Origin of the sequence: Arcobacter pernae (genome assembly GCF_049472135.1) — a bacterium.
In the GTDB taxonomy this organism is placed as follows: Bacteria; Campylobacterota; Campylobacteria; order Campylobacterales; family Arcobacteraceae; genus Arcobacter_B.
In genome coordinates, this window is sequence record NZ_JBMOVV010000007.1 from 25716 (window position 1) to 48230 (window position 22515).

The window sequence follows — 22515 nt, forward strand, 5'->3', positions numbered from 1 at the left end:
AGGAGACAAACTTATGGCTTACCAACCACAGTTTAAAGTTAAAGCTACATATATGAGAGGTGGTACTTCAAAAGGTACTTTCTTTAATATTGCCGATTTACCAAAAGAGGCTCAAGAAGATTCAAGAAAAAGAGATAAATTACTTCAAAGAATCGTTGGTTCTCCTGATGTTTATAAAAAACAAATGGATGGAATGGGTGGAGCTTCTTCATCTACTTCTAAAGCTATTTTAGTAGGAAAATCTGATGTTCCAAATCATGATGTAGATTACTACTTCTGTCAAGTTGCAATTGACAAAGATTTTGTTGATATGAGTGGAAACTGTGGAAACCTAAGCTCAGCTGTTGGACCTTTTGCTATTCATGAAGGTTTAGTTGATAATGTTCCCCAAAATGGAGTTTGTTGTGTAAGAATTTGGCAAGCAAACATCAAAAAAACTATTCTTTGTTATGTAACAATGGAAAATGGAATGGTTAAAGAAATGGGTGATTACGAAATTGACGGTGTTGCTTTCCCTGCTGAAGAAATTGTTTTAGAATTCGTTGAGCCAGTTGACCCAAGTGAAGAGTTATTCCCAACTGGAAACCTTGTAGATGATTTAGAAGTTGAAGGAGTAGGAACTCTTAAAGCTACTATGATTACAGCTGGTATTCCAACTGTATTTGTAAATGCTGAAGAGATTGGATACAAAGGAACTGAGCTACAAGGTGACATCAATTCTGATACTGAAGCTTTAGAGAAATTTGAAAAAATCAGAATTGCAGGTGCTTTAAAAATGGGTGTTATGAAAAGTGCAGAAGATGCATTAACTCAACAGCACACTCCTAAAATTGCATTTGTTTCTCCTGCACAAGACTTTATTACTTCTTCAGGAAAAGAAGTAAAAGCGAACGAGATGGACTTACATGTAAGAGCATTATCTATGCAACAATTACACCATGCTATGATGGGAACAGCTTCAGTTGCTATTGGTGTTGCAGGTTCTATTCCAGGAACTTTAGTTAACTTAGCTGCTGGTGGTGGAGAGAGAGATACTGTAACATTTGGACACCCAAGTGGTGCTATCAAAGTTGGTGCAACTATTTCTAAAGATGGTGATAAATATGTAGTTGAAAAAGCTTCTATGAGTAGAAGTGCAAGAATTATCATGGATGGTAATGTTCATGTTCCAGCTGGAACAATGGATATATAATCTATTTATATTCTAAAATAAAAAAGGGGGTAAGAAAACTTTCTTACCCCCTTTTTTTATATCTATAATATTAGTCTAACATTCAAGTGGAACTATTATTTTAAACTCTTCACCTTTATAACTATTTCCTTCATATTCATACTCAATAGTTCTATTAGATAAACTTCCTTTAAAATGTTTTTTTATAATCTCATTTGACATATAAAGTCCCAAACCTGTACCTTGACTTTGATGTTTTGTAGTAAAGTATGGTTCATAAATTTTCTCAGAAATTTTACTCTCTATTCCACCTGCATTATCATATATTATAAGTTCTAACTTGCCATCTTTTATACATGAATTAATAAAAACAAATTTACTTAAATCTTTCAAAGAAGCTTTAGATACTAATGCATCTTTTGCATTATTTATTATATTTATTACTACTTGCATAAGTTCAAACTTATATCCAACTAACTTAATATGCTCTAAATTCAAAATAAGATTTATATTACTTGATTTATATGATGACTCAAAAATCACAAGATTCTCTTTTATTACCTCATCAATGTAAAACTCTTCTACTTCATTATTAGGATTAAAGAAATTCCTAAATTTATCAATAATTGAAGATAAATATTCTATATTTTTCAAAAGTTTATCAAGATTCTTTTGGGCTAACTCTTTATTCAATTTATCTAATTGAAGTTGCATATTAATAGATGAGGAGATTACACTCATTACTGTTAAAGGTTGTCTCCATTGATGTGCAATATTACCAATCATTTCTCCCATTGAAGCTAATTTTGATTGTTGGTAAAGCATTCTTTCTTTTTCTTGATTTTGCTGTTCTAGTAATACTAAATCATTTATATCTGTATGAAAACCAATAAACCTATTTGGTTTATTTTTTGAGTCATAAAAAAGTTTACCTCTAATCTTTATCCATTTAAAAGAACCATCTTTACATTTAAATCTATATTGTGTCTCAAATAATTCAGATTTTTTTGCTAAATGCTTTTTTAATTCAAACAAAGTTTTTTTATAATCTTGTTTATGAATACTTCTTTGCCAAAAACTTTTATATGTGATAATATCATCTGAACTATACCCCAACATACTCATAAATCTAGGAGAATAAAAGAGTTTTTTATTTTTTAAATCAACATCCCATAAACCATCTTGTACTCCATCAATTGCTCTTGAGTATTGTTCTTTTACATCTCTTAATTCAGATATTATATCTTCTAATTTATAGGCAAAATCATCAAACTCTAGCACATTTGAGTTTTCATACTTTATATCTTTGCCATCTTTTACTTTATAAGCATAATTAACTAACTTCTCAAAAGGTTTAATAATAAATCGTGATGATAAATAGTATAAAAATATAAAACAGAATATTACAAAAAGCATAAGTAAAAATGCTTGCTGTAATACTGAATCTTTTAACACTTCAAAGGAACTATTTTTCTTTACATATATAACTTGAAGACTCTTTTGATTAAAAATCTGATAATCAAGTTTTGAATAAATAGTTACATCATCAACAAAAGTATTACTCTTTTTAAATACATCTAAACCTTTATTATTTTTACTATTAGTTGATGCAACTAATGTTTTATCAAAATAGATATGAATATCATCAAGTTTTGCTTTTGTTTTTATATGATTAAGTAAACTAAAATTGTCATTAAAAATTTTTGCAGCATATATTTTTGCTTTAACTCTTCCTGTTTTATCATCAATAATACTATCTTTACTTATCATTAAAACAATATTTTCATCATTTAGATTAACTGTAATGATTTTATTATCAATAGAAGAATCCATTTTTTTAATCTCATCAATTATCTGTTTTGAATCAAATAATGAAGTACTATAATCATAAAACTCTTTATCAATTTTGAAAAAAAGTAAATCTACACTATCAACATAAGATAATGTTTCTAACTTATAAGTTATCTCATCACTATTTTGTAAATCAGCAATATCATAAAACTCATCAGTAACTTTAGAAACTGTATCTTGAAGATTTTTTTGTTCACTCTCTATTATCAATTTTGAAATATTATATGTTTGATTAAAATAGTCTTTAATATTTTTATCAACTACTTTTTGCGTATTTAAATATGTGGAAAATAAAACCGCTGTAGTTAAAACAATAAAAAATATTAGTAATAATAAACTATTTATTATTGAAAGTGAAAGTTTTTTTGTTTTCATTACTGTGCTGTGTACCTAAATGCTCTTTGTTTTAATTCATTTAATTTTTGCTCATCTATACCTTTTTCAACTAGTGCAAAATCACCTGAGAAGATTGTAGGAACTTTTTGAGAATCTCCTTCTAAATCTAGCTTGATAGCTTCTGCCATTGCAACACCATTATCATCATTCATTCTCATTACTGTTATATCCATTAAGCCATCTTGGATTGCTTGAAGTTCACTACTTCCTCCACCCCATCCATTTACTAAAACTTTTCCTATTAGGTTCTTTTCTTTTAAAGCCTCTATTACACCTAAGGCAATATCAGTTGAACATGCATATATGAACTTAATATCTTTCTCTTTATTCAATAAATCAAGAGTTGCTAATCTTGCTTTATCTTTACTTGTATTAGTAAAATACTCTTGTGTCAGTTTTAGATTTGAGTTTTTTGATACATAATCAATAAACTTTGTACCTCTCATATAACTTACATATCCATTTGCTGTATATAAAACAGCATACTTACCCTCACCTTTAGTTTTTTTAATATAGTAGTCTGCAAGCATTTGACTTCCAATCATATGATCAAATCCTACATATAAAAAAGGTTGTTTTTTTTGCCATTTTCTAAGTGGAGTAGTAATATTTTGTAAAATTAATTTTGGCTTTTCTCTACTTATAATTCTTTCAATAAATTTTGCATGTTTACTAGCATCTAAAACAAAAACTAAATAATCAGTATTATCTTTAATAGCTTGTAAAAGTAGTTTTGATTGAACTCTTGTTTCAATATGAGGTTTTGTAAAATGTAGAACTAGCTCATAGTTTAATCCTAGTTCATCAAGTCTTTTTTCAAAAGAGATTTTACTTTTCATCCAATAGTCAGTTAATTGCTTTCCTGGATAGACTAAAACAATTTTTACTTTTTTATTCTCTTGTTTGATTTTTACTGCATCTTTTTGAATTACATCAATAAAATCTTTTGTGATTTGCTCTTGATTTGTAAATTCAATATACTCATCAATATCAAAGTACTTTGAACTTTCTGCATTTAAAAAAGTTATTGTTGCCATTAAAAGAATTAGTTTGATAATGGATTTTTTCATTGTTTACCCTTGTATTATAAGCTTAAATACAATTATTATACCATAACAAACTAATTGTTTTAATGTTTATTATTGAGTTATTTAACCAATTTTGATATCTCTTTAAATACAGGATTTTTTGCATTTAGAGTTAATTCAAATAAAATTGATTCGTAAGTTGTAGGAATAACTCCTGCTTGAATTAATCTTTGAATTCCTACATCAGTATCATTTTGCTTTCTAGAAGTTACACAGTCAGTAACTAGTATAGGTTGAAGACCTGCTTCAAGCAAATCAATACAAGTTTGAAGTACACATACATGTGTTTCAATACCTGCTACAATTACATTTTTTTTACCACTATTTTTTATAGCTTCCATAGTTGGTTCATTTTTACAACATGAAAAAGTTGTTTTTTCAAAATGTGGGTAATCAAGAACTAACTCTTTTAAAGATGGTATTGTCTCACCTATTCCTTTTTTATATTGTTCATTTACAATAAAAGGAACTTCTAAAACCTTTAAACCTTTTATTAATGTTATTAATTTCTTCTCAATATCTTCATGATTAGTTACATGTGGAAATAGTTTCTCTTGTACATCTACTAAACAAAATAGTGTGTCCTCTACATTAATTCTCATATATCACTCCTTAATATGTCATAGGACTATGATACAAAATAATTATTTAATTTTCTTGGAAAATATTGCTTTTTTGAAAGTTTTTTGAAGTGTTGACAAAAGAGAAACTCTTTTGTCTTTTACGCAGATTAAGCTTTTTTAACAAACTCTTGTTTTAATTTAATAGCACCAACACCTGGGATTTTACAATCAATATTGTGTCCATCATTACCATCAACTAATCTAATACCTTTTACTTTAGTACCAACTTTAATTCCTGATGAGCTACCTTTAACTTTTAAGTCTTTTATAACTGTAACATCATCACCATCTTGTAAAATAGCACCATTAGCATCTTTTACTACTAATTGATCTTCATCTGCATTTAAAGATGAGTCTTTTGACCACTCATGAGCACATTCTGGACAAATATATAAATCCATATCTTCGTAAGTATATTCTCCCCCACATTTTGGGCAGTTTGGTAAAGTTTCCATGTTTTCCTTTTCTTGTTAAGTTAAGTTCTATTTAAATGCTATTTCTTCAGCTTTTTTAAGAAGCTCTTTTGCACCTTTTTCAATAAAACTATTTGCTATATTTACACCAATAGTTTCAAAGTTTTCAATAGGCTCTATTACTTCTTCTTCAATTCTTTCACTTGCATCTGGCATTCCAACTATTGCTTGGAATTTTACATTTTTTCCATCTTCTAAAATAGTAGCTTTTGCTCCAATAGGAACTTGACAACCACCCTCTAAAGTTCTTACAAAACTTCTTTCAATAGTTGATTCTATATATGCATTCTCATCATTTAATACAGATAGAAGTTCAATTAGCTCTTTATTATCAAGTGTTTCAATTCCTAAAGTTGCTTGTCCCATTGAAGGAATCATAATATCAGTAGAAATAGGAGTAAAGTAGTTTACTTCATCTTCAATTTGAAGTTTTTGTACGCCAGTAGCAGCTAAAATAATAGCATCGTACTCACCAGCTTTTAACTTAGCAATTCTAGTATTGATATTTCCTCTTAAATCTTTTAATTCAATATCAGGTCTTAGCATTTTGATTTCCATTCTTCTTCTAAGACTTGTTGTTCCAACTACTGCACCTTGTGGTAAAGCTTCGATACTTTCATAATTTTGGCTTAAAAATGCATCTCTTGGATCAAATCTTTTTGTAAGTGCTGCTAATACAAAACCTTCTTCAAACTCAACTGGAACATCTTTTAAACTATGAACAGCAATATCTGCCTCTTTATTTAAAAGTGCAATTTCTAACTCTTTTGTAAAAAGACCTTTCCCACCAATTTTAGCTAATGGCACATCTAAAATCTTATCTGCTTTTGTAGAAAATGTTTTTAACTCAATTTGCATATCTGGATAGTGCTTATTTAGTTCAGCTTTTATATATTCACTTTGCCATAATGCTAACTTACTCTGTCTTGTTGCGATTACTAATTTTTCCATATTTACTTCCCTAATGTTTGATATTTTAATTTTGTATTATCTTTTTGCCCATTGATAAAAATAGTTGGTGTTCCTTGAACCATAACATCATCACCCATTTTAATATCACTTTGAATATCAACTTTTTTTAACTCTTCAAGAGTAATATTTGTTTTAAATTCTTTATTAAAAGATTCAAGAATTTTTTTCTCATCAATTGATTTTGAATTAAAATATTTATCCCAATCAATTGAATAAACTTTTAACTCTAAATCTTTTATATTTTTATGTTTAGCTATTTCCATAATTTTAGATAAAGGTCCTGCTGCAGGGTGAATTCTAAGTAAAGGGAAATGATAATAGTATAAAGAAATATTTTTACTATTTTTATTTACATACTCAATTACATCTGGAACATAGTCCATACAAAAAGGACATAAAGGATCTGAGAAAATCACAATCTTATCTTTTGCATTATGATTTCCAGCAATTAACTTCTCTTTATTATAATAGTTACTAGTTAATTTTGGAGAAACTTCACTTTTTAAAGATTTTCCTGTTTTTAAATCAATTAAATCTAAAGATACATACTCTCCATTTGTAAATAAAATATCTTTAACATTTACAACTTTTGTTGAATCTTTAGAAGCTTGAACTTCTGCTTGTACATTTAATATATATCCATACCAATCTTTTAATGGCATTTGCTTTTTAAAACTAATATCAACATTTAGTACTTCAACATTAGGGTTTTGAGAAATTCTATTATTCTCAAACTCTATGATTTTTTCATCATTTATATTTGCAAAAAGTAATGTAGTACTTAAACTAACAAAACTTAAAGCCTTTAATAGTTTTTTCATCTCTCTCCTTTAACTTCTTGACTTAACTGTTATTTTTTTTACATCTAAAAGCTCTTTTGCTCTGTTTAGCATAGGAGAATTTAAAATATCATTTAACTGTAGTTCCCTTTGTGAAGGTTTTGGGTCAGCTACTTTTTGCATATCAGCAACACAACCAGAACCTACTTCTACATCTTCTAGCATAGAGCCTGTGTCATTTGAGTTGTTTTCTAAAGCTAAAGGTTTATTTGGCTCAACAGGTGCACTAGGTTTAATTTCTGCTAAATCCTTGCGGGCTTGCTCCTTTGTAAAATCTAACTCAACTTCATTTCCATAAACATCTTGAGCAAATGTTCTTATTAATCCAAAGTGTTTATATAAGAATTTTCTATCTTCACCTTGAGCTCTCGAAATTATATATAATTTATTCTCTTCATAACCATTAAAAATAAAATTCTTTTCAAAACACTCTCCTAAAGAGTAATCCCTATCATAAACTTTCTTAGTTAGCTTTTCATACAACTCATTTGTTAGAGGTTCTTCTTCAACCTCCTCTTCAAATGGTACTGCCTCTACTTCCATATTTGGATTTACAGCAACTTGCTGTTCTACAGATTCCATATATATTTCATTTGAACTATTATTTGTTTCTTTAACCACTGTCTCATTTTGCACTTGTTGAGTATTTTCTTGAGAAGTTTGTTCAAAAGGATTATTTTCTGACATTTGAACTTCCTTATTTAGAGCTACTTGTGGTTCTTCAATTTTACTTATTACTTCATCTTGAGTTGGTACTTGCGTATTTATTGTAGGTGGAGTTGTTGGCAAATCATCAAAAGGCGTTGGATAAGATACAGTCTCAATTGCATCTGTAATACCTAAATCAACAATATCTCCAAGACTATTAGCATAAGCTAAATCTTGTGGTGTTGCTTCTTCAATTTTAGTTTCAGGTTCATTATCAAAAGGATTTTCATTTACACTTTGATTTTGTTCTATTTGAGATTGAATTGTTTGCTCAACTTTTTGTACAACTTCTTCTACTGTTTGAATTGGCTGAATTTCAGGAGTATTGTTTTGTTCTGGTATCTCAGGAATAATCTGTGGTTTTACTTCTTCTACTAAATTAGGTGTAACTTCTTGAACCTTAGGTAAAACATCTTCAACTTTGGGATTAATAGGCTCTTCTTTTTCCTTAACTTTTTGAACTTGATTAATAATCTCATCAATTGTTCTAATATCAACCGCTTCAATCATTTTCATTAAAGTTAAAATAAGTACAAAACCACCATCAGAGTTCATAGCTAATAAGTGTTTTGCATCACTTAAGATTCTAAAAAATCTATCATATAAAAGTAAATCAAATCTTGAATCTTTTTCTAACATTCTATGTTTTAAATAGATTGTCATTTCATCACAAACTTGCGATACTTCATAGTTTTCAAGCTCTTTTACAATAGCTGTAATATCACCTTTATTTAAAACCACTTGGAAGATTGTATCCATTACTTCTGGGTCAATTAGTCCTAGCATATCAACAACTGCTGTAGTTGTTACTCTTCCTTTTGAGAAAATAATAGCTTGGTCAAGCATAGTTAAAGTATCTCTTAAACTTCCTTGTCCACTTCTTGCTAAAATCTCTAAAGCTTCACTTTCAAAATCAATTCCTTCTTCATTTAAAATATGAGATAAATGATGAATAACATCAGAATTAGAGATTTTATTAAATCTAAAATGCTGAGTTCTTGAAAGAATAGTAGCAGGAAGTTTTAAAGGATCTGTTGTTGCTAAGATAAACTTTACAAAACCAGGAGGTTCTTCTAAAGTTTTAAGTAAAGCATTAAAAGCTTGAGTTGTAAGCATATGAACTTCATCGATAATAAATACTTTAAATCTTGCACTACTTGGCTTATATTTTGTATGCTCAATTAAATCTTTAATATCATCAATACCTCTATTTGAAGCAGCATCCATTTCTATAATATCTAAGTGTCTTGAAGCATTTGCACTTTTACAGTTATCACAAACTTCACATGGTTTTGAAGTAGGACCATTTGAACAAAGCAGAGCTTTTGCCATAATTCTAGCAGTCGAAGTTTTTCCACTTCCTCTTAATCCACTAAATAAGTAAGCATGAGATAATCTATTTGAATCCAATGCTAAAGATAAAGTTTGAGAAACAGTACTTTGTCCAACTAAATCTTCAAATCTATGTGGTCTATACTTTAAAGCTAAAACTCTTTTTTCTACTGATTCACTCATACTTCACATTTCCTTACCATTATTTCATCTTGTTTTTTATATTCTTTAAAAATCATATCTACCATATTTTTATTTAATTCACCTGTATAACAAATGGATATTTTTAAATCACCTAGATTTTTATGCCCTTTTTGGCTACTAAGACTTATCAATCTATTGGCTATTGCTTCACCTGTTTGAACTAAGTTTATACTCTCACCCATAATAGTTTTAATTGCCTGTGATACTAAAGGGTAATGAGTACATCCTAAAACAATAGTATCAACACCATTTTCTTTCATAGGTTGAAGCCATTTTTTTAACATCTCATCTGTGTCTTTATGTAAAATTTTTCCTTTTTCAATCTGCTCTACTAAACCAGGACACTCTTGCTCAAAAAGCTTTACTTCTTTTGAACGAGAAAGTTTATCAACTAAAAGTTGATATTTATCCCCTTTAAGTGTTGCTGGAGTTGCTAAAACTCCAACACTCAAACTCTTAGTATTTTCAATTGCAGGTTTTATACCTGGTTCTGTACCAATTACGATTAAAAAAGGAAAATTTTCTCTTAAATGTTTTATAGCAGCAGAAGTTGCTGTATTACAAGCTACAATCAAAACCTCTATTTTATGTTCTTTAATAAAATAGTTCGTAAGCTCAATACATCTTTGAAGAATTTGTTCATGGGTTTTTACTCCATAAGGAGCATGGGCAGTATCTGCAATATAAAATATTTCAGCGCCATAAAAAACATCTTTAATAGCACTTACAACAGTAAGACCACCAAGACCAGAATCAAATACACCAACTTTCAACTTTTGCCTTTTATAAATTTAGGTGATTATATCTAAAAAGGTCAAAAAACTAGATGAAAACAGTTACTCTATTTTAATAATAAAAATGTTAAAACTACTAAATTCAAAAACAAAAGGAATATCTTGTTTTTTCATTTTCATCCATACGAACCATTTTTAAATGAAGATACTAAAAAAGTAATAATAGGGACTCTACCTCCTCCACGATTTTGTAATAAGGAATTTAAAGAAAATGATGTAGATTTTTGCTATGGCTCAAAAGATAATCTACTTTGGCAAGTATTAAATAAAATCTATAATCTAAACTTACTTTTTAACAATTCAAGTGATGCAGTTTTACAAAGAAAAGAGTTTTTGATTAAACATAAAATTGGCATTTGTGATATTGTTGATTCATGTAAAAGAGAAAAAATTGATGCAAGTGATTTAGGAATGAGTGATGTTAAACTTCGTGATATTCTAGGATATATAAAAAAGTACAAAAACATAGAAACTTTGATATTTACAGGTGGCAATAGCAAAAATGGCCCTGAATATTTTTTAAGACAAATATTAAAAAAAGAAAATATCAAATACACTCTAATCTCTAAAGAAATACCAAAAGTTCATAGCTTTACTTATGATAATAGAGTTATTAAAACCATAAGCTTAACCTCTCCCTCAAATGCAGCAAATAGATACATAGGCTCAAATGCTTTATACAAGAAAAGAAGACATGAAAATAAAAACTACACAACATTTGATTTTAGAGTTGAACAGTATGAAAAAGTATTTAAAGATAAAATTTGACATAAAAAAAGCAGAAAAGAAAACTTTTCTGCTTTAAAATAGAAGTTATAAACTTTTACTAGAAAGCTTCTACGATAGAACCTTCATATTTCTCAGCAATAAAGTTTTTAATTTCTGTTGAGTTTAAAACTTCATTTAATGCTTTAATTGCTTCACTGTTTTCATTACCAGCTTTTACAACTAAAATATTAGCGTATGGAGAGTCTTTTGGCTCAATTACTAAAGCATCTTTAACAGGGTTTAAATTAGCTGCTAAAGCATAGTTTGTATTAATAATAGCACCATCAACTTCATCTAAAACTCTTGGTAATTGTGGAGCATCTAACTCTTTGATTTTTAAGTTTCTTGGGTTATCTTTTATATCTAAAGCTGTTTTAAATTGAACATCATTAAATGTTAATAAACCTTTTTTCTCTAAAATATCTAAAGCTCTACTCTCATTTGTTGGATCATTTGGAACTGCAATTGTTGCACCATCTTCTAATTCACTTAAGTTTTTTAACTTATTTGAGTAAAGTCCCATTGGCTCTAAGTGAACATTTACAGTTTTAACTAAGTTTGTATTTTTACTTTTGTTAAACTCAATTAAGTATGGCTCATGTTGGAAGAAGTTAGCATCTAACTCACCCTCATCAACAGCAATATTAGGAGTTACATAATCAGTAAACTCAACAATTTGTAAATCATAACCTTTTGCTTTTAATAAAGGTTGAGCAATTTCTAAAATCTCAGAATGAGGAACTGGAGTAGCTCCAACTTTGATAACTTTTGATTCAACTTTTTTCTCTTCAACTTTAGAATCAGTACAAGCTACTAATCCTAAAGCAACTGCTACTGTAAGTAGTAATTTTAATAAATTTTTTAACATATATTTTCCTTTCTTTATTTTTTTGTAATTTTATATAAATAATCCCCTGCACTTTGACAAGCTTGAACAAGTGCAATAAGAATAACAACTGTATAAATCATAGTATCAGTTTGGAATCTATAGTAACCATACTTAATAGCTACATCACCTAAACCTCCACCACCAACAGCTCCTGCCATAGCAGAAAAACCAATAACTGTAATCAGTGTCAAAGTAATTGCTGAAATGATACTTGGTAGTGCTTCAACAAGCATTACTTTAAAAATAATTTGTGAATCACTTGCACCAAAAGATTTTGCGGCTTCAATTACACCCTTATCAACTTCTTTAAATGCACTCTCAATCAATCTTGCAATAAATGGAGCTGCACCAATTGTAAGTGGAATAATGGCAGCTGTTGTTCCAATACTCTTTCCAATTAAAAACTTTGTTAAAGGGAAAAGAACAATCATCAAAATAATAAAAGGAAAAGACCTTAATGTATTGATGATTACATCTAAAACAGCATACACTTTTAGATTTTCTCTTAATCCACCTTTTGAAGTTAGAATTAGAACAATCGCTAAAAGAAATCCAATAACTACAGCTAAAAAAGTAGAAACAAATGACATATAGACAGTTTCACCAAGTGCAGGTAATAAAATATCAACCATTATAAAACCTCCCATACAATATCATGCTCTTTTATATAGTTTGTAACTATTTCTTTCTCTTCATCTTTTATATTTATAACCATATTTCCTACAATATGAGTATTGATCTCTTCAAGTTTTCCCCATACGATATTGAAATCCATATCTAATTCTCTTGCCATTTTTGTAATAAATGACTGATATGCATTATCTTTTGGGAAATATAGTTTAATATTCACTCCCTCATTAGGTACAACTTCTGTTTCACCTAAAAAGTCTTTCATTTTTTCATCAGGTTTTAAAAACAACTCTTCAGTATCATCAAAACCAATAATATTTCCATGCTCTAAAAGTAAAGCTTTTTGGGCAATTTGTTTTACAACTTCCATTTCATGTGTTACTAAAACTATTGTAATATTTAGTTTTTCATTTATCTCTTTTAATAGATTTAAAATAGATGTTGTTGTATTTGGATCAAGTGCTGAAGTTGCTTCATCACTTAATAATACATCAGGGTCTAATGTCAAAGCTCTAGCAATTGCTACTCTTTGTTTTTGACCTCCACTTAATTGATTTGGAAAAGCATTAATCTTTTGCTCTAAACCAACTAAGGCTAATAACTCTTTTACTTTTTTTGAAATTTCTTCTTTTTTGTAACCCCAAAGTTGCATTGGTAGTGCTACATTTTCAAAAACAGTTTTTCTTTGAACTAGCGAAAAATGTTGAAATATCATTCCAATATTCTTTCTAAACTCTCTTAACTGCTGTTTATCTAAAGATTTTATTTCTTTGTTATTAACTTTTAATGAACCATCGCTATAATCTTCAAGTCCATTAATACATCTAAGTAGTGTAGATTTTCCAGCGCCACTGTGTCCTACAATAGCGAACATCTCACCTTTTTTAATATCTATAGAAATATCATTTAAAACTTTTGTATCACCATAGTATTTATTTAAATTCTCTATAGTTATCATGATAAATCCTTCATTAAGTGATGGAATAGTAGTAAAATTTGAATAAAATATGTGTTAAAAATAGAATAAAAATAGAATTTTTTTGAAATTAATTGTAATTTTGTGTAGTTTAATTTTGACTAGTTTTGTATAGTTTATTGATTTGAACAAAAGAGAAAATCTCTTTTATTCATTCATTCCTGCAAAAAACTCTTCATTGTCTTTTGTCTTTTTCATTTTTGAGTATAAGAATTTAAGTGCTTCAACTTCATCCATAGATGCAATTGCATTTCTTAAAATCCATGTTTTTTGTAAAATTTCAGGAGTAAGAAGTAATTCTTCTTTTCTAGTACCAGATTTAGTAATATCAAGAGCTGGATAAACTCTTTTATTAGCTGCATCTCTACTTAATACAACTTCACTATTACCTGTACCTTTGAACTCTTCAAAAATAACTTCATCCATTTTTGAACCAGTTTCAATTAATGCAGTTGAAATAATTGTTAAAGAACCACCCTCTTCAATATTTCTAGCAGCACCAAAGAATCTTTTTGGTTTATGTAAAGCATTTGCATCAACCCCACCTGAAAGTACTTTTCCAGAACTTGGTGTAACAGTATTGTAAGCTCTTGCTAGTCTTGTAATAGAATCAAGTAAAATAACTACATCTTTTTTCATTTCTACAAGTCTTTTTGCTTTTTCAATAACAATTTCAGCAACTCTAACATGATTGTGTGCAGGTAAATCAAATGTTGAACTATAAACTTCACCTTTTACACTTCTTTGCATATCAGTAACTTCTTCTGGTCTTTCATCAATTAATAAAACCATTAAAGTTGTTTCAGGGTGATTTTTTGTAATACCGTGTGCTAACTCTTTCAATAACTCAGTTTTACCAGTTTTTGGTGGTGCAACAATAAGTCCTCTTTGACCTTTACCCATTGGAGCAAATAAATCAAGCATTCTACCTGTCATTCTTGTAGAGTCATACTCAAATTTAAATTTTTCTGTTGAATATAAAGGAGTTAAGTTATCAAATAATGGTCTGTTTTTTGATGCTTTGATTGGTAAGTAGTTAATTGCTTCAATTTTTAATAAAGCATTGTATTTTTCACTCTCTTTGTTTGGAGGTCTAACTTGACCTGTAACAATATCACCTGTTCTTAAGGCAAATTTTCTGATTTGTGTAGCACTTACATAAGAATCATTTGATGTATCTGAGAAGTTACCATCAATTGCTCTTAAGAATCCAAATCCACCCTCTTTAATCTCTAAGATACCTGTAAATAGAATAAATCCACCTGCATCAATTTGATTTTTTAAAATTGAGAACATTAAATCTTGTCTTTTTAGTTCTTGAGGATTTTCTACATCTAATTCTTTTGCGATATTTAAAAGTTCTTCTAAAGGAAGTTCTCTTAATTGTTCTATTTTATACCCTTCAACTGGTATATGTGTTCTAGTTTTCCTAGTGTTTTTTGTTTTACTTTGAGTTTTAGACTCTTCCATGAGTAATCTTAACCTTTGAATTTACATATTAAGTATGTAGTTTTTTTGTAGTTTTTTGTAGTTTAAAAGTAATAGTGTAATTGTAGTGTTAATTTTAAAAAAAGTCAATTAAATGATTTTTTAAGGGATAATAAAGGTGCAAGAGCACCTTTATTAAAAATATATTCAATTATATATTATAAGTCACCCTCGTGCTTACCTAAGTACTCAGCAACACCTTCAGTTGAAGCTTTCATACCTTCGTCACCTTTATTCCATCCAGCAGGACAAACTTCACCGTGCTCGTTAGTAAATAACATTGTGTCAACCATTCTGATCATCTCATCAATGTTTCTTCCTAATGGTAAGTCATTAATTACTGCGTGTCTTACAGTTCCATCTTTATCAATTAAGAAAGAACCTCTTAAAGCAACTGAATCTCCGAATAATACATCGTAATCTCTAGAAATTTGTTTAGATAAGTCTGCAACTAATGGGTACTTGATTCTTCCAATTCCACCATTTTCAACTGGAGTTTCTCTCCATGCAAAGTGAGAGAATTGTGAGTCAACAGAAACACCAATTACATTGATACCTCTTGAAGAGAACTCTTCAATTCTTTTAGAGAATGCAATAATCTCAGATGGACATACAAAAGTAAAGTCTAATGGGTAGAAAAATAATACCGCACCATTCTCACCAATGTTCTCATATAGGTTAAAATCTTCAACAATTTGTCCGTCTGCAAGTACAGCTGTAGCTGTAAAATCTGGAGCTTTTTTAGTTACTAACATATTTATTCCTTTATTAATTTTTTTAAGTTGTGATGTAATTATACATTAAAAAGTTACAAATTAAGCTACAAGTTTCCTTAAATTTTGAAATTTATATAATTTTTATCCTAAGATAATTTTTATCCTTTATAACTTTTACTTTTTGTACTTTATTTATACATTATATATATGTATAATTAAAGAGCTATTTTTATCTCAATAATCATTATCATTTTAAGTTCCAAAAATCGCTGTTGTTACCAATATAGCTACATTTGAAGTATCATTTGATAATTTTTATTTTTTAAAGTTAATTTTATATTTACTGTGATAAAGTTTTACTAAATTTATATATAGGAGATTTACTATGGCAGTAAAAATTACTGATATTTGTATTAGCTGTGACGCATGTTTAGATGAGTGTCCAGTAGAAGCAATTGTTGATAACGATGATAACCCAACTGGTGAAGATACATACTACGTATACGCTGATAAGTGTGTTGAGTGTGTAGGTCACAATGATGCTCCAGCATGTGCTGACGCATGTCCAACTGAGGGATGTATTGTATGGGATGAAGCTGGTTCAGGTTCTGTTGAAAAAGAAGACAGAGGTGAAGCTGGAACTCCTGTAGTAGAAGACTAATTTTTAGTTTTTAACTATATCTAAACACTATAAAAGGTAAGTAGTTTTTTTAACTACTTGCCTTTTTTTATTTTTTTAGGTATAATCCGCGACTTAAAAAAATATTGAGGGATATATAAATATGGAACAAACACTATCAATCATCAAACCTGACGCGGTAGCTAAAAATGTTGTAGGTAAAATCTTAGACAGATTTGAATCAAATGGATTAAGAATTGCAGCAACTAAAAAAGTTCAATTAAGCAAAGCTGATGCAGAAGCATTCTACGCAGTACACGCTGAAAGACCATTTTTCGGAGAATTAGTTGAATTCATGATTTCTGGACCAGTAGTAGTATCTGTTTTAGAAGGTGAAAATGCAATGGCTAAAAACAGAGACTTAATGGGTGCTACTAACCCTAAAGAAGCTGCAGCTGGAACAATTAGAGCAGATTTCGCTGATTCTATTGATGCAAATGCAGTACACGGTTCTGATTCTTTAGAGAATGCAGCAAACGAAATTAAATTCTTCTTCTCTGACAGAGAAATTTGTTAATAAATAAGTATTTTTTATAATTTAACATGAAAATAGAATTTAAGAAAGTTCCTCAAAACCCTAGTGAATTCAGTGCTTCACTTGATTCAGTAGAAATTGAAGGTACTTTTTGTAAAATATCGCAATCGTTAGTAAAAATCGATGCAGTATTAAAAGGTAATACTGACATTGATTGTTGCAGATGTGGTATCACAGATATTATTACTTTAAATGAAAAGGCAAACTTTTTATTAAGTGATGGTATTTATAAAGATGATTCTGAATCAGAAGATTTAGTAATCGAAATAGAAAATAATACAATTGACTTTGATGAAATCATCCAAAGTGAATTAGAATCAATTAAAAGTGATTACTATCTATGTGAAAATTGTTCACAAGACGATAGTGAATTTCAAAAAGAATTTTAAGGAGAAAAAAATGGCAGTACCAAAGAGAAGAGTATCTCATACTAGAGCAGCGAAAAGAAGAACTCACTACAAAATAACTTTAAAGAAACCAGTTAAAGATAGTGATGGATCTTGGAAAATGCCTCATATGGTTAACCCAAACACTGGTGAATACAAAAGCTAATGTTAAAGATCGCTATAGATGCAATGGGTGGGGACTTCGGTCCTGAACCTATTATGGAGGGATTAATATCCGCTCTAAAACAAAACAATAACTTCACTGCAATTGCAGTTGGTAAAAAAGAACAACTAGAATCTTTATTGCCAAAACAATATCAATCAAGAGTTGAAATATTAGATACAGATGATGTAATTAGTATGCACGACTCTGCTACAGATGCACTTAAAAGAAAAGACTCTACAATTTACAAAGCTATAGAATTAGTAAGAAACCAAGAAGCTGATGCAGTTGTTTCTGCAGGACACTCTGGTGCCTCAATGTCTTTAGCAACACTTAGAATTGGAAGAATCAAAGGTGTATCAAGACCTGCTATTGCAACACTTATGCCAACAAGCGAAAATCAAAATACTTTAGTATTAGACGTTGGAGCTAATGTTGATAGTGATGCTAAAAATCTATTCGAATTTGCTGTTATGGGACAAGTTTATGCACAAGATGTATTACAACTTGATGAACCAATAGTTGGTTTACTTTCAAATGGTGAAGAAGAAAGCAAAGGTAATGAAGTTACTAAAGAGGCTTATAAACTTATATCAAGAGTTCCAAATTTTGCAGGTAATGTAGAAGGTAGTGATATCTTCAAAGGAACAGTTGATGTTGTTGTTTGTGATGGTTTTGTAGGAAATATCTTACTTAAAACAGCTGAGGGTGTTGCAGACACTATCGGTCAAATCATCAAAAAGAATTTAAAAAGATCTCTAATTTCAATTGCTGGTGCAGTTCTTATGAGAAAAGTATTCAAAAACTTAAAAGTTAGAGTTGACTATGCAGAATATGGTGGAGCACCATTATTAGGTGTTAAATCACCTGTTATTATTGCCCATGGAAAGTCAAATCCTAAAGCAATTCAAAATGCAATCTTCCAAGCTATCAATGCAGCTAGCTCAAACTTAAATAGTCATATTGAAGAGAGATTATCACAGTATAGTAAATAGTTATTTATAGCTACACTATACTTTCATTTTAAGGATATGTAAATGGCATATGCAGCTTTTAGATCTATTGGTGCTTATATTCCACCAAAGATTATGACAAATGCAGATTTTGAAAAAATTATTGATACTAGTGACGAGTGGATTACTAAAAGAACTGGTATTAAAGAAAGAAGAATTTCTGAAGAAAACGAAGCTTCATCTGATTTAGGAGCAAAAGCAGCGGAAGTTGCTATTGAAAGAGCAGGAATTGCAAAAGAAGATATCGATATGGTTATCTGTGCAACTGTAACTCCTGATTATTTATGTATGCCTTCAACGGCTTGTTTAATCGCATCAAAATTAGACTTACCTCCTGTTCAAGCTTATGATATTAGTGCTGCATGTACTGGATTTGTATACGCAGTATCAGTAGCTAAAGCATTTATTGAATCAGGTATGAAGAAAAATGTTCTAATTATAGGTGCAGAAACTTATACATCAATTTTAGATTATACTGACAGAGGAACTTGTTTTATCTTTGGAGATGGAGCAGGAGCTGCAATTATTTCAGCTACAGATGATAAAAGTGAAGCTATTGTAGATGTAAACTGTTCAAGTGATGGAAACTATGATGATTTAATCAAAACTCCAGGTGGAGGAAGTAAACATCCATGTTCACAAGAAGTAGTAGAGCAAAAAATGGCATGTATTAAAATGAAAGGTAATGAAACTTTCAAACTTGCAGTAAAAACACTAACAGCAGATGTTGAAGTAATGATGAAAAAACACAACATTACAAATAGTGATATAGACCATTTTATCCCTCATCAAGCGAACTATAGAATTATTAGTGCTGTAGGAAAAGCTTTAGGACTTAATGATGAACAAACAGTTGTTACTGTAGATAAATATGGTAATACATCAGCAGCGTCAATTCCAATGGCAATGAACTATGCTTATGAACAAGGAAAAATCAAAAAAGGTGATAAAATCTTATTTGATGCTTTTGGAGCAGGACTTACTTGGGGAAGTGCTTATTTCCCGTTTGCACCAAAAAACTAGATAAAAGAGGCTAAAGCCTTTTTATCTACTACACAAACTATAACTCTTAAATCATAATATTAATCAAAAAACAAAATAAGACTTTAGCACTATAAATATTGTACTAAAGCCATATAAAAAATCGTTCCAGAAAAAATAGAAACTAAATAGTTTTTAAAAGTTAAATGTAAAACTGCTGTAAAAACAATTCCACTAATCTCTTTAAATCCATATGGAGCAAGAGAAAAATCAACATCTTTAACCGAATAAACAATCAAGATTGTCATAATAACAGCAGGAAAAAACCTTTCAATAAATACTACATAAGAAGGTAGTTCATTTTTCCTAAAAAATAAAAAAGGAAAAACTCTTGTAAAAAAGTTTACAACTGCCATAATAGCAATAGCTATATATATTTCAATTCCACTCATTGTTCAATCTTTCTTCTAAAAGTAAACATTAAAATTAAAGCTAAAACGATTGAAACTATTAACATTTTATCACTAGGGATAAAAACTAGTGAAAATAAAGATGCAATTCCGCCAATTATAAAAGGCATTATATTTTGTAAATTTTTATATTGTTCAATACATAAAACAACAAATAAAGCTGTTAAAGAAAATTCTAAACCTGCTGTATTAAATTTAATATTTGAACCAACAATAGCCCCTAAAGTACATCCTATAAACCAATATGATTGATTAAAAGCTGTTAAAAAAAAGTAATACCATTTTTTCTTTAATGATTCATCATCTTTTATTGTTGTTAAAAGTGCATATGTTTCATCAGTCAATCCAAAAATCAAATAAGGTTTTAATTTCCCCGTTTTTTTAAATCTTTTAAGTAGTGATAATCCATAAAAAGACTGTCTAATATTTATAAACCATGTTGCAATTGCAATATCTACAAAACCTGCTTTTACATTAAAAAAGTTTATTGCTACAAACTGTAATGCTCCAGCATAAATAAAAAGTGACATGATAGGTGCTAAGTACCATGGGTAATCAAAAGATACCAAAAGTAAGCCAAATGCGAATCCTAAAACTGCATACCCCATCATAACTGGGATTGATACTTTAAATGCAGCTTTTATCTCTCTTTCATATTTCAATACTTACACCACCTACTTATCAAACTTTTTATTATTTGGATTGTTTTTGAAAACATTCATTGATTTTTCTTTTGGGTCTTTATTAAATTTATCAACCGTTGCAACAGAGTTTATATACAAAATTGATTCATCAACTACAATTTGAAATACACTATGAAGTGGAACTTTTACAACAGAACCAAAGTTTTCACTTCCAAAGCCGGCTTCAAAGCTTATATAATCTTCTGTCATTTCAATAGTTGTATAAGTATAGTTACTTAAAATAAATAGTGAAAATTTTTGTAATTGATCTTTTATTGTTGTAGGTAATTCAGGAGTAAACTCTATTGGTTCAATATTAGCTGTTATAGAAAATTCTTGGTCTTTATCTAAAAGAAATTCTATCGTTTCAAACACTTGTTTCTTTACTAAGTTCTTGTAATTTACATCTTCTATTATATCATTTATCATTTTATTAATATCCATTTTAAAATTTTAGTGGTATTATAACTTATGAAACGAATATTTTTGCTTATTTTAATACTTTATAATATTACTTTTGCTTATGAATTTAAATTAAATAAAGATGATATTAAGTATATACAACAATCTAAAAAACAATCATTTATTGTTAATAGACTAAAAAAATACAAAGCATTAAAAGAAAAAGTTGTAGATTATACACTAATAAGAAAACTATCACATGTTAATACCTTTTTCAATAAAATATTACCTAAACAAGATATTACAGCAAACTCTTCTATTGATTATTGGGCAACACCTAAAGAGTTTTTGATACAAGGACATGGAGATTGTGAAGATTATGTAATTAGTAAATATTTCACATTACTTGAATTAGGAATTAAAAAAGAAAATCTTTATTTTGCTGTTGTAAAAGTAAAAGGAGAGAGAGACTATCATATGGTATTACTTTATGTGGAAAAGAAAAACAAAAGTCCCCTAGTTTTAGATAATCTTAGCTTTAAAGTAATTCCTTTTAACAAAAGAAAAAGACTAATCCCAAAATTTGCTTTTAATGAAATTGACTCTTACTTATTCACAAAAGATGGTTTTACTAAAAAAGTAAAAGTAAATTGGGGAAGTGAAAATAAATGGGAAAATCTTCTTAAAAGAGTCTATGAAAAAAATGAATAATCTTTAATTTCATCAAAATCAATCATTGCATTCATTAAAGAGATTTTCTCTGATTCTTTTAACATTTCAACTGTTATATCTTTTTCAAATATCTGCCCTTTATCTATAAGTCTAGCTCTTGTTGTACCTTCAAGTAAAGGTTTCTTAGGAGTAATCCATCTATTCTCATAGAAAATAGCAATATTAGCAATTGAAGTATCAGTTATAAAACCATTTTTAACGATAATAATTTCATCACAATTAGCTTTTTTTTCATATAAACTATTTAAAGATTCTCTATTTAAATACTTTTTTGAATAATCAATATTTTCATCACAAACAATTTTAAAAGTCTTAATATCTCTTTTTTTATACTCAAAATAGCTTACTTCTAAAACACCTGTTTCATCATATATTAACTTACATCTTAGAAGTTTGTTTGATATAGGATAAATATATTCACTAAGATTTATATTTAAACCTACAGTTTTAGCAATTCGTTTTTGATGATATTCTAAATTAAAAACCTCGTAATCATCACATTTTATAGTTTCAAAATACACTTTCTCTTCTTTTATAATCAATTTAAATTTAA

Annotated in this window: 26 protein-coding genes; 9 read left to right on the plus strand and 17 right to left on the minus strand. The window is 28.9% G+C overall.

All coding sequences use genetic code 11. The features are described 5' to 3' along the window. Positions 1-13 precede the first annotated feature (13 nt). Entirely contained in the window at positions 14-1192 is a 1179-nt protein-coding gene (gene prpF, locus ACH5BF_RS09110) for a 2-methylaconitate cis-trans isomerase PrpF (RefSeq protein ID WP_423273906.1), read from the plus strand. Between the two features lie 75 nt (positions 1193-1267). Here prpF and ACH5BF_RS09115 read toward each other — a convergent pair whose 3' ends face one another. The 8 genes from ACH5BF_RS09115 to murI form a co-directional block, all read right to left on the minus strand. Continuing rightward, positions 1268-3397 (minus strand): PAS domain-containing protein, encoded by a 2130-nt coding sequence (locus ACH5BF_RS09115; RefSeq protein ID WP_423273907.1) that lies wholly within the window; start codon positions 3395-3397, stop codon positions 1268-1270. Then, positions 3397-4488: a substrate-binding domain-containing protein gene (locus ACH5BF_RS09120; protein ID WP_423273908.1), complete on the minus strand. Its 1092-nt coding sequence runs from the start codon at positions 4486-4488 to the stop codon at positions 3397-3399. The genes ACH5BF_RS09115 and ACH5BF_RS09120 overlap by 1 nt, the downstream gene beginning before the upstream one ends. Before the next feature lie 77 nt (positions 4489-4565). After that, a complete protein-coding gene (locus tag ACH5BF_RS09125; protein ID WP_423273909.1) occupies positions 4566-5108 on the minus strand; it encodes a hydrolase in 543 nt (180 codons plus the stop codon). Positions 5109-5236: 128 nt separating this feature from the next. Then, positions 5237-5584, minus strand: a complete 348-nt coding sequence (locus ACH5BF_RS09130) for a zinc ribbon domain-containing protein YjdM (RefSeq protein ID WP_423273910.1) — start codon at positions 5582-5584, stop codon at positions 5237-5239. Positions 5585-5611: 27 nt separating this feature from the next. Beyond that, positions 5612-6553: a hydroxymethylbilane synthase gene (hemC, locus tag ACH5BF_RS09135; RefSeq protein ID WP_423273912.1), complete on the minus strand. Its 942-nt coding sequence runs from the start codon at positions 6551-6553 to the stop codon at positions 5612-5614. Between the two features lie 2 nt (positions 6554-6555). Continuing rightward, positions 6556-7395 carry a DsbA family protein gene (locus tag ACH5BF_RS09140; RefSeq protein WP_423273913.1) on the minus strand — a complete coding sequence of 280 codons (840 nt, stop codon included), beginning with the start codon at positions 7393-7395 and terminating at the stop codon, positions 6556-6558. A gap of 9 nt (positions 7396-7404) precedes the next feature. Then, the gene (locus ACH5BF_RS09145) at positions 7405-9636 is read right to left on the minus strand and encodes a DNA polymerase III subunit gamma/tau (RefSeq protein WP_423273914.1); all 2232 of its coding nucleotides are present in this window, start codon (positions 9634-9636) and stop codon (positions 7405-7407) included. Continuing rightward, on the minus strand, positions 9633-10430 hold the full coding sequence (gene murI / locus ACH5BF_RS09150) for a glutamate racemase (protein ID WP_423273915.1): 798 nt from the start codon (positions 10428-10430) through the stop codon (positions 9633-9635). Before murI ends, ACH5BF_RS09145 begins: the two co-directional genes overlap by 4 nt. A 123-nt stretch (positions 10431-10553) precedes the next feature. Here murI and ACH5BF_RS09155 point away from each other — a divergent pair, with 123 nt between their 5' ends. Beyond that, positions 10554-11219, plus strand: coding sequence for a uracil-DNA glycosylase family protein (locus ACH5BF_RS09155; protein WP_423273916.1), 666 nt, complete (start codon positions 10554-10556; stop codon positions 11217-11219). A 58-nt stretch (positions 11220-11277) separates the two neighbouring features. On the opposite strand, the gene ACH5BF_RS09160 is transcribed toward ACH5BF_RS09155, so the two are convergent. From ACH5BF_RS09160 to ACH5BF_RS09180, 5 genes are all read right to left on the minus strand, one after another. After that, a complete protein-coding gene (locus ACH5BF_RS09160) occupies positions 11278-12087 on the minus strand; it encodes a MetQ/NlpA family ABC transporter substrate-binding protein (RefSeq protein ID WP_423273917.1) in 810 nt (269 codons plus the stop codon). Between the two features lie 14 nt (positions 12088-12101). Beyond that, complete coding sequence (locus ACH5BF_RS09165) at positions 12102-12740, minus strand: methionine ABC transporter permease (RefSeq protein WP_423273918.1); 639 nt, start codon at positions 12738-12740, stop codon at positions 12102-12104. Next, positions 12740-13696 carry a methionine ABC transporter ATP-binding protein gene (locus ACH5BF_RS09170; protein ID WP_423273919.1) on the minus strand — a complete coding sequence of 319 codons (957 nt, stop codon included), beginning with the start codon at positions 13694-13696 and terminating at the stop codon, positions 12740-12742. Before ACH5BF_RS09170 ends, ACH5BF_RS09165 begins: the two co-directional genes overlap by 1 nt. 165 nt (positions 13697-13861) lie before the next feature. Further along, the gene (gene rho / locus ACH5BF_RS09175) at positions 13862-15184 is read right to left on the minus strand and encodes a transcription termination factor Rho (protein ID WP_423273921.1); all 1323 of its coding nucleotides are present in this window, start codon (positions 15182-15184) and stop codon (positions 13862-13864) included. 176 nt (positions 15185-15360) lie between these two features. Continuing rightward, positions 15361-15957: a peroxiredoxin gene (locus tag ACH5BF_RS09180; protein ID WP_423273923.1), complete on the minus strand. Its 597-nt coding sequence runs from the start codon at positions 15955-15957 to the stop codon at positions 15361-15363. Between the two features lie 346 nt (positions 15958-16303). On the opposite strand from ACH5BF_RS09180, the gene ACH5BF_RS09185 reads away from it, so the two are divergent. The 6 genes from ACH5BF_RS09185 (at position 16304) to ACH5BF_RS09210 (ending at position 19717) form a co-directional block, all read left to right on the plus strand. Next, positions 16304-16579, plus strand: coding sequence for an NADH-quinone oxidoreductase subunit I (locus ACH5BF_RS09185; protein WP_423273925.1), 276 nt, complete (start codon positions 16304-16306; stop codon positions 16577-16579). Positions 16580-16700: 121 nt separating this feature from the next. Beyond that, positions 16701-17114: a nucleoside-diphosphate kinase gene (gene ndk, locus ACH5BF_RS09190; RefSeq protein ID WP_423273926.1), complete on the plus strand. Its 414-nt coding sequence runs from the start codon at positions 16701-16703 to the stop codon at positions 17112-17114. Between the two features lie 26 nt (positions 17115-17140). After that, positions 17141-17521, plus strand: a complete 381-nt coding sequence (locus tag ACH5BF_RS09195; RefSeq protein WP_423273927.1) for a hypothetical protein — start codon at positions 17141-17143, stop codon at positions 17519-17521. Positions 17522-17531: 10 nt separating this feature from the next. Then, a complete protein-coding gene (gene rpmF / locus ACH5BF_RS09200; RefSeq protein ID WP_423273929.1) occupies positions 17532-17684 on the plus strand; it encodes a 50S ribosomal protein L32 in 153 nt (50 codons plus the stop codon). Further along, complete coding sequence (gene plsX / locus ACH5BF_RS09205) at positions 17684-18676, plus strand: phosphate acyltransferase PlsX (RefSeq protein WP_423273931.1); 993 nt, start codon at positions 17684-17686, stop codon at positions 18674-18676. The genes rpmF and plsX overlap by 1 nt, the downstream gene beginning before the upstream one ends. Positions 18677-18718: 42 nt before the next feature. Then, a complete protein-coding gene (locus tag ACH5BF_RS09210) occupies positions 18719-19717 on the plus strand; it encodes a beta-ketoacyl-ACP synthase III (protein WP_423273933.1) in 999 nt (332 codons plus the stop codon). An 89-nt stretch (positions 19718-19806) separates the two neighbouring features. On the opposite strand, the gene ACH5BF_RS09215 is transcribed toward ACH5BF_RS09210, so the two are convergent. Genes ACH5BF_RS09215 through ACH5BF_RS09225 form a run of 3 tightly spaced genes read right to left on the minus strand, consistent with a single transcriptional unit; the run spans position 19807 to position 21257 of the window. Beyond that, positions 19807-20127, minus strand: a complete 321-nt coding sequence (locus tag ACH5BF_RS09215; RefSeq protein ID WP_423273935.1) for a branched-chain amino acid transporter permease — start codon at positions 20125-20127, stop codon at positions 19807-19809. Next, entirely contained in the window at positions 20124-20807 is a 684-nt protein-coding gene (locus ACH5BF_RS09220) for an AzlC family ABC transporter permease (RefSeq protein ID WP_423273937.1), read from the minus strand. Before ACH5BF_RS09220 ends, ACH5BF_RS09215 begins: the two co-directional genes overlap by 4 nt. Positions 20808-20819: 12 nt before the next feature. Beyond that, positions 20820-21257 carry a hypothetical protein gene (locus ACH5BF_RS09225; protein WP_423273939.1) on the minus strand — a complete coding sequence of 146 codons (438 nt, stop codon included), beginning with the start codon at positions 21255-21257 and terminating at the stop codon, positions 20820-20822. Between the two features lie 42 nt (positions 21258-21299). On the opposite strand from ACH5BF_RS09225, the gene ACH5BF_RS09230 reads away from it, so the two are divergent. Next, positions 21300-21941 (plus strand): transglutaminase-like cysteine peptidase, encoded by a 642-nt coding sequence (locus tag ACH5BF_RS09230; RefSeq protein WP_423273941.1) that lies wholly within the window; start codon positions 21300-21302, stop codon positions 21939-21941. Here the strand turns inward: ACH5BF_RS09230 and ACH5BF_RS09235 are convergent. Continuing rightward, a complete protein-coding gene (locus ACH5BF_RS09235) occupies positions 21923-22483 on the minus strand; it encodes an aminotransferase class IV family protein (protein WP_423273943.1) in 561 nt (186 codons plus the stop codon). The two genes, ACH5BF_RS09230 and ACH5BF_RS09235, sit on opposite strands and share 19 nt — an antisense overlap. Positions 22484-22515: the final 32 nt, after the last annotated feature.

What these genes read in the sequence shown, in the direction of transcription:
- ACH5BF_RS09215 (WP_423273935.1), bottom strand. Translation starts at nt 20,127, where the DNA reads ATGAGTGGAATTGAAATATATATAGCTATTGCTATTATGGCAGTTGTA.
- ACH5BF_RS09125 (WP_423273909.1), bottom strand. Translation starts at nt 5,108, where the DNA reads ATGAGAATTAATGTAGAGGACACACTATTTTGTTTAGTAGATGTACAA.
- ACH5BF_RS09170 (WP_423273919.1), bottom strand. Translation starts at nt 13,696, where the DNA reads ATGATAACTATAGAGAATTTAAATAAATACTATGGTGATACAAAAGTT.
- ACH5BF_RS09230 (WP_423273941.1), top strand. Translation starts at nt 21,300, where the DNA reads ATGAAACGAATATTTTTGCTTATTTTAATACTTTATAATATTACTTTT.
- ACH5BF_RS09160 (WP_423273917.1), bottom strand. Translation starts at nt 12,087, where the DNA reads ATGTTAAAAAATTTATTAAAATTACTACTTACAGTAGCAGTTGCTTTA.
- ACH5BF_RS09140 (WP_423273913.1), bottom strand. Translation starts at nt 7,395, where the DNA reads ATGAAAAAACTATTAAAGGCTTTAAGTTTTGTTAGTTTAAGTACTACA.
- plsX (WP_423273931.1), top strand. Translation starts at nt 17,684, where the DNA reads ATGTTAAAGATCGCTATAGATGCAATGGGTGGGGACTTCGGTCCTGAA.
- hemC (WP_423273912.1), bottom strand. Translation starts at nt 6,553, where the DNA reads ATGGAAAAATTAGTAATCGCAACAAGACAGAGTAAGTTAGCATTATGG.
- prpF (WP_423273906.1), top strand. Translation starts at nt 14, where the DNA reads ATGGCTTACCAACCACAGTTTAAAGTTAAAGCTACATATATGAGAGGT.
- ACH5BF_RS09165 (WP_423273918.1), bottom strand. Translation starts at nt 12,740, where the DNA reads ATGGTTGATATTTTATTACCTGCACTTGGTGAAACTGTCTATATGTCA.
- ACH5BF_RS09180 (WP_423273923.1), bottom strand. Translation starts at nt 15,957, where the DNA reads ATGTTAGTAACTAAAAAAGCTCCAGATTTTACAGCTACAGCTGTACTT.
- ACH5BF_RS09120 (WP_423273908.1), bottom strand. Translation starts at nt 4,488, where the DNA reads ATGAAAAAATCCATTATCAAACTAATTCTTTTAATGGCAACAATAACT.
- ACH5BF_RS09210 (WP_423273933.1), top strand. Translation starts at nt 18,719, where the DNA reads ATGGCATATGCAGCTTTTAGATCTATTGGTGCTTATATTCCACCAAAG.
- ACH5BF_RS09115 (WP_423273907.1), bottom strand. Translation starts at nt 3,397, where the DNA reads ATGAAAACAAAAAAACTTTCACTTTCAATAATAAATAGTTTATTATTA.
- rho (WP_423273921.1), bottom strand. Translation starts at nt 15,184, where the DNA reads ATGGAAGAGTCTAAAACTCAAAGTAAAACAAAAAACACTAGGAAAACT.
- ACH5BF_RS09225 (WP_423273939.1), bottom strand. Translation starts at nt 21,257, where the DNA reads ATGATAAATGATATAATAGAAGATGTAAATTACAAGAACTTAGTAAAG.
- ndk (WP_423273926.1), top strand. Translation starts at nt 16,701, where the DNA reads ATGGAACAAACACTATCAATCATCAAACCTGACGCGGTAGCTAAAAAT.
- ACH5BF_RS09185 (WP_423273925.1), top strand. Translation starts at nt 16,304, where the DNA reads ATGGCAGTAAAAATTACTGATATTTGTATTAGCTGTGACGCATGTTTA.
- ACH5BF_RS09130 (WP_423273910.1), bottom strand. Translation starts at nt 5,584, where the DNA reads ATGGAAACTTTACCAAACTGCCCAAAATGTGGGGGAGAATATACTTAC.
- ACH5BF_RS09195 (WP_423273927.1), top strand. Translation starts at nt 17,141, where the DNA reads ATGAAAATAGAATTTAAGAAAGTTCCTCAAAACCCTAGTGAATTCAGT.
- rpmF (WP_423273929.1), top strand. Translation starts at nt 17,532, where the DNA reads ATGGCAGTACCAAAGAGAAGAGTATCTCATACTAGAGCAGCGAAAAGA.
- ACH5BF_RS09145 (WP_423273914.1), bottom strand. Translation starts at nt 9,636, where the DNA reads ATGAGTGAATCAGTAGAAAAAAGAGTTTTAGCTTTAAAGTATAGACCA.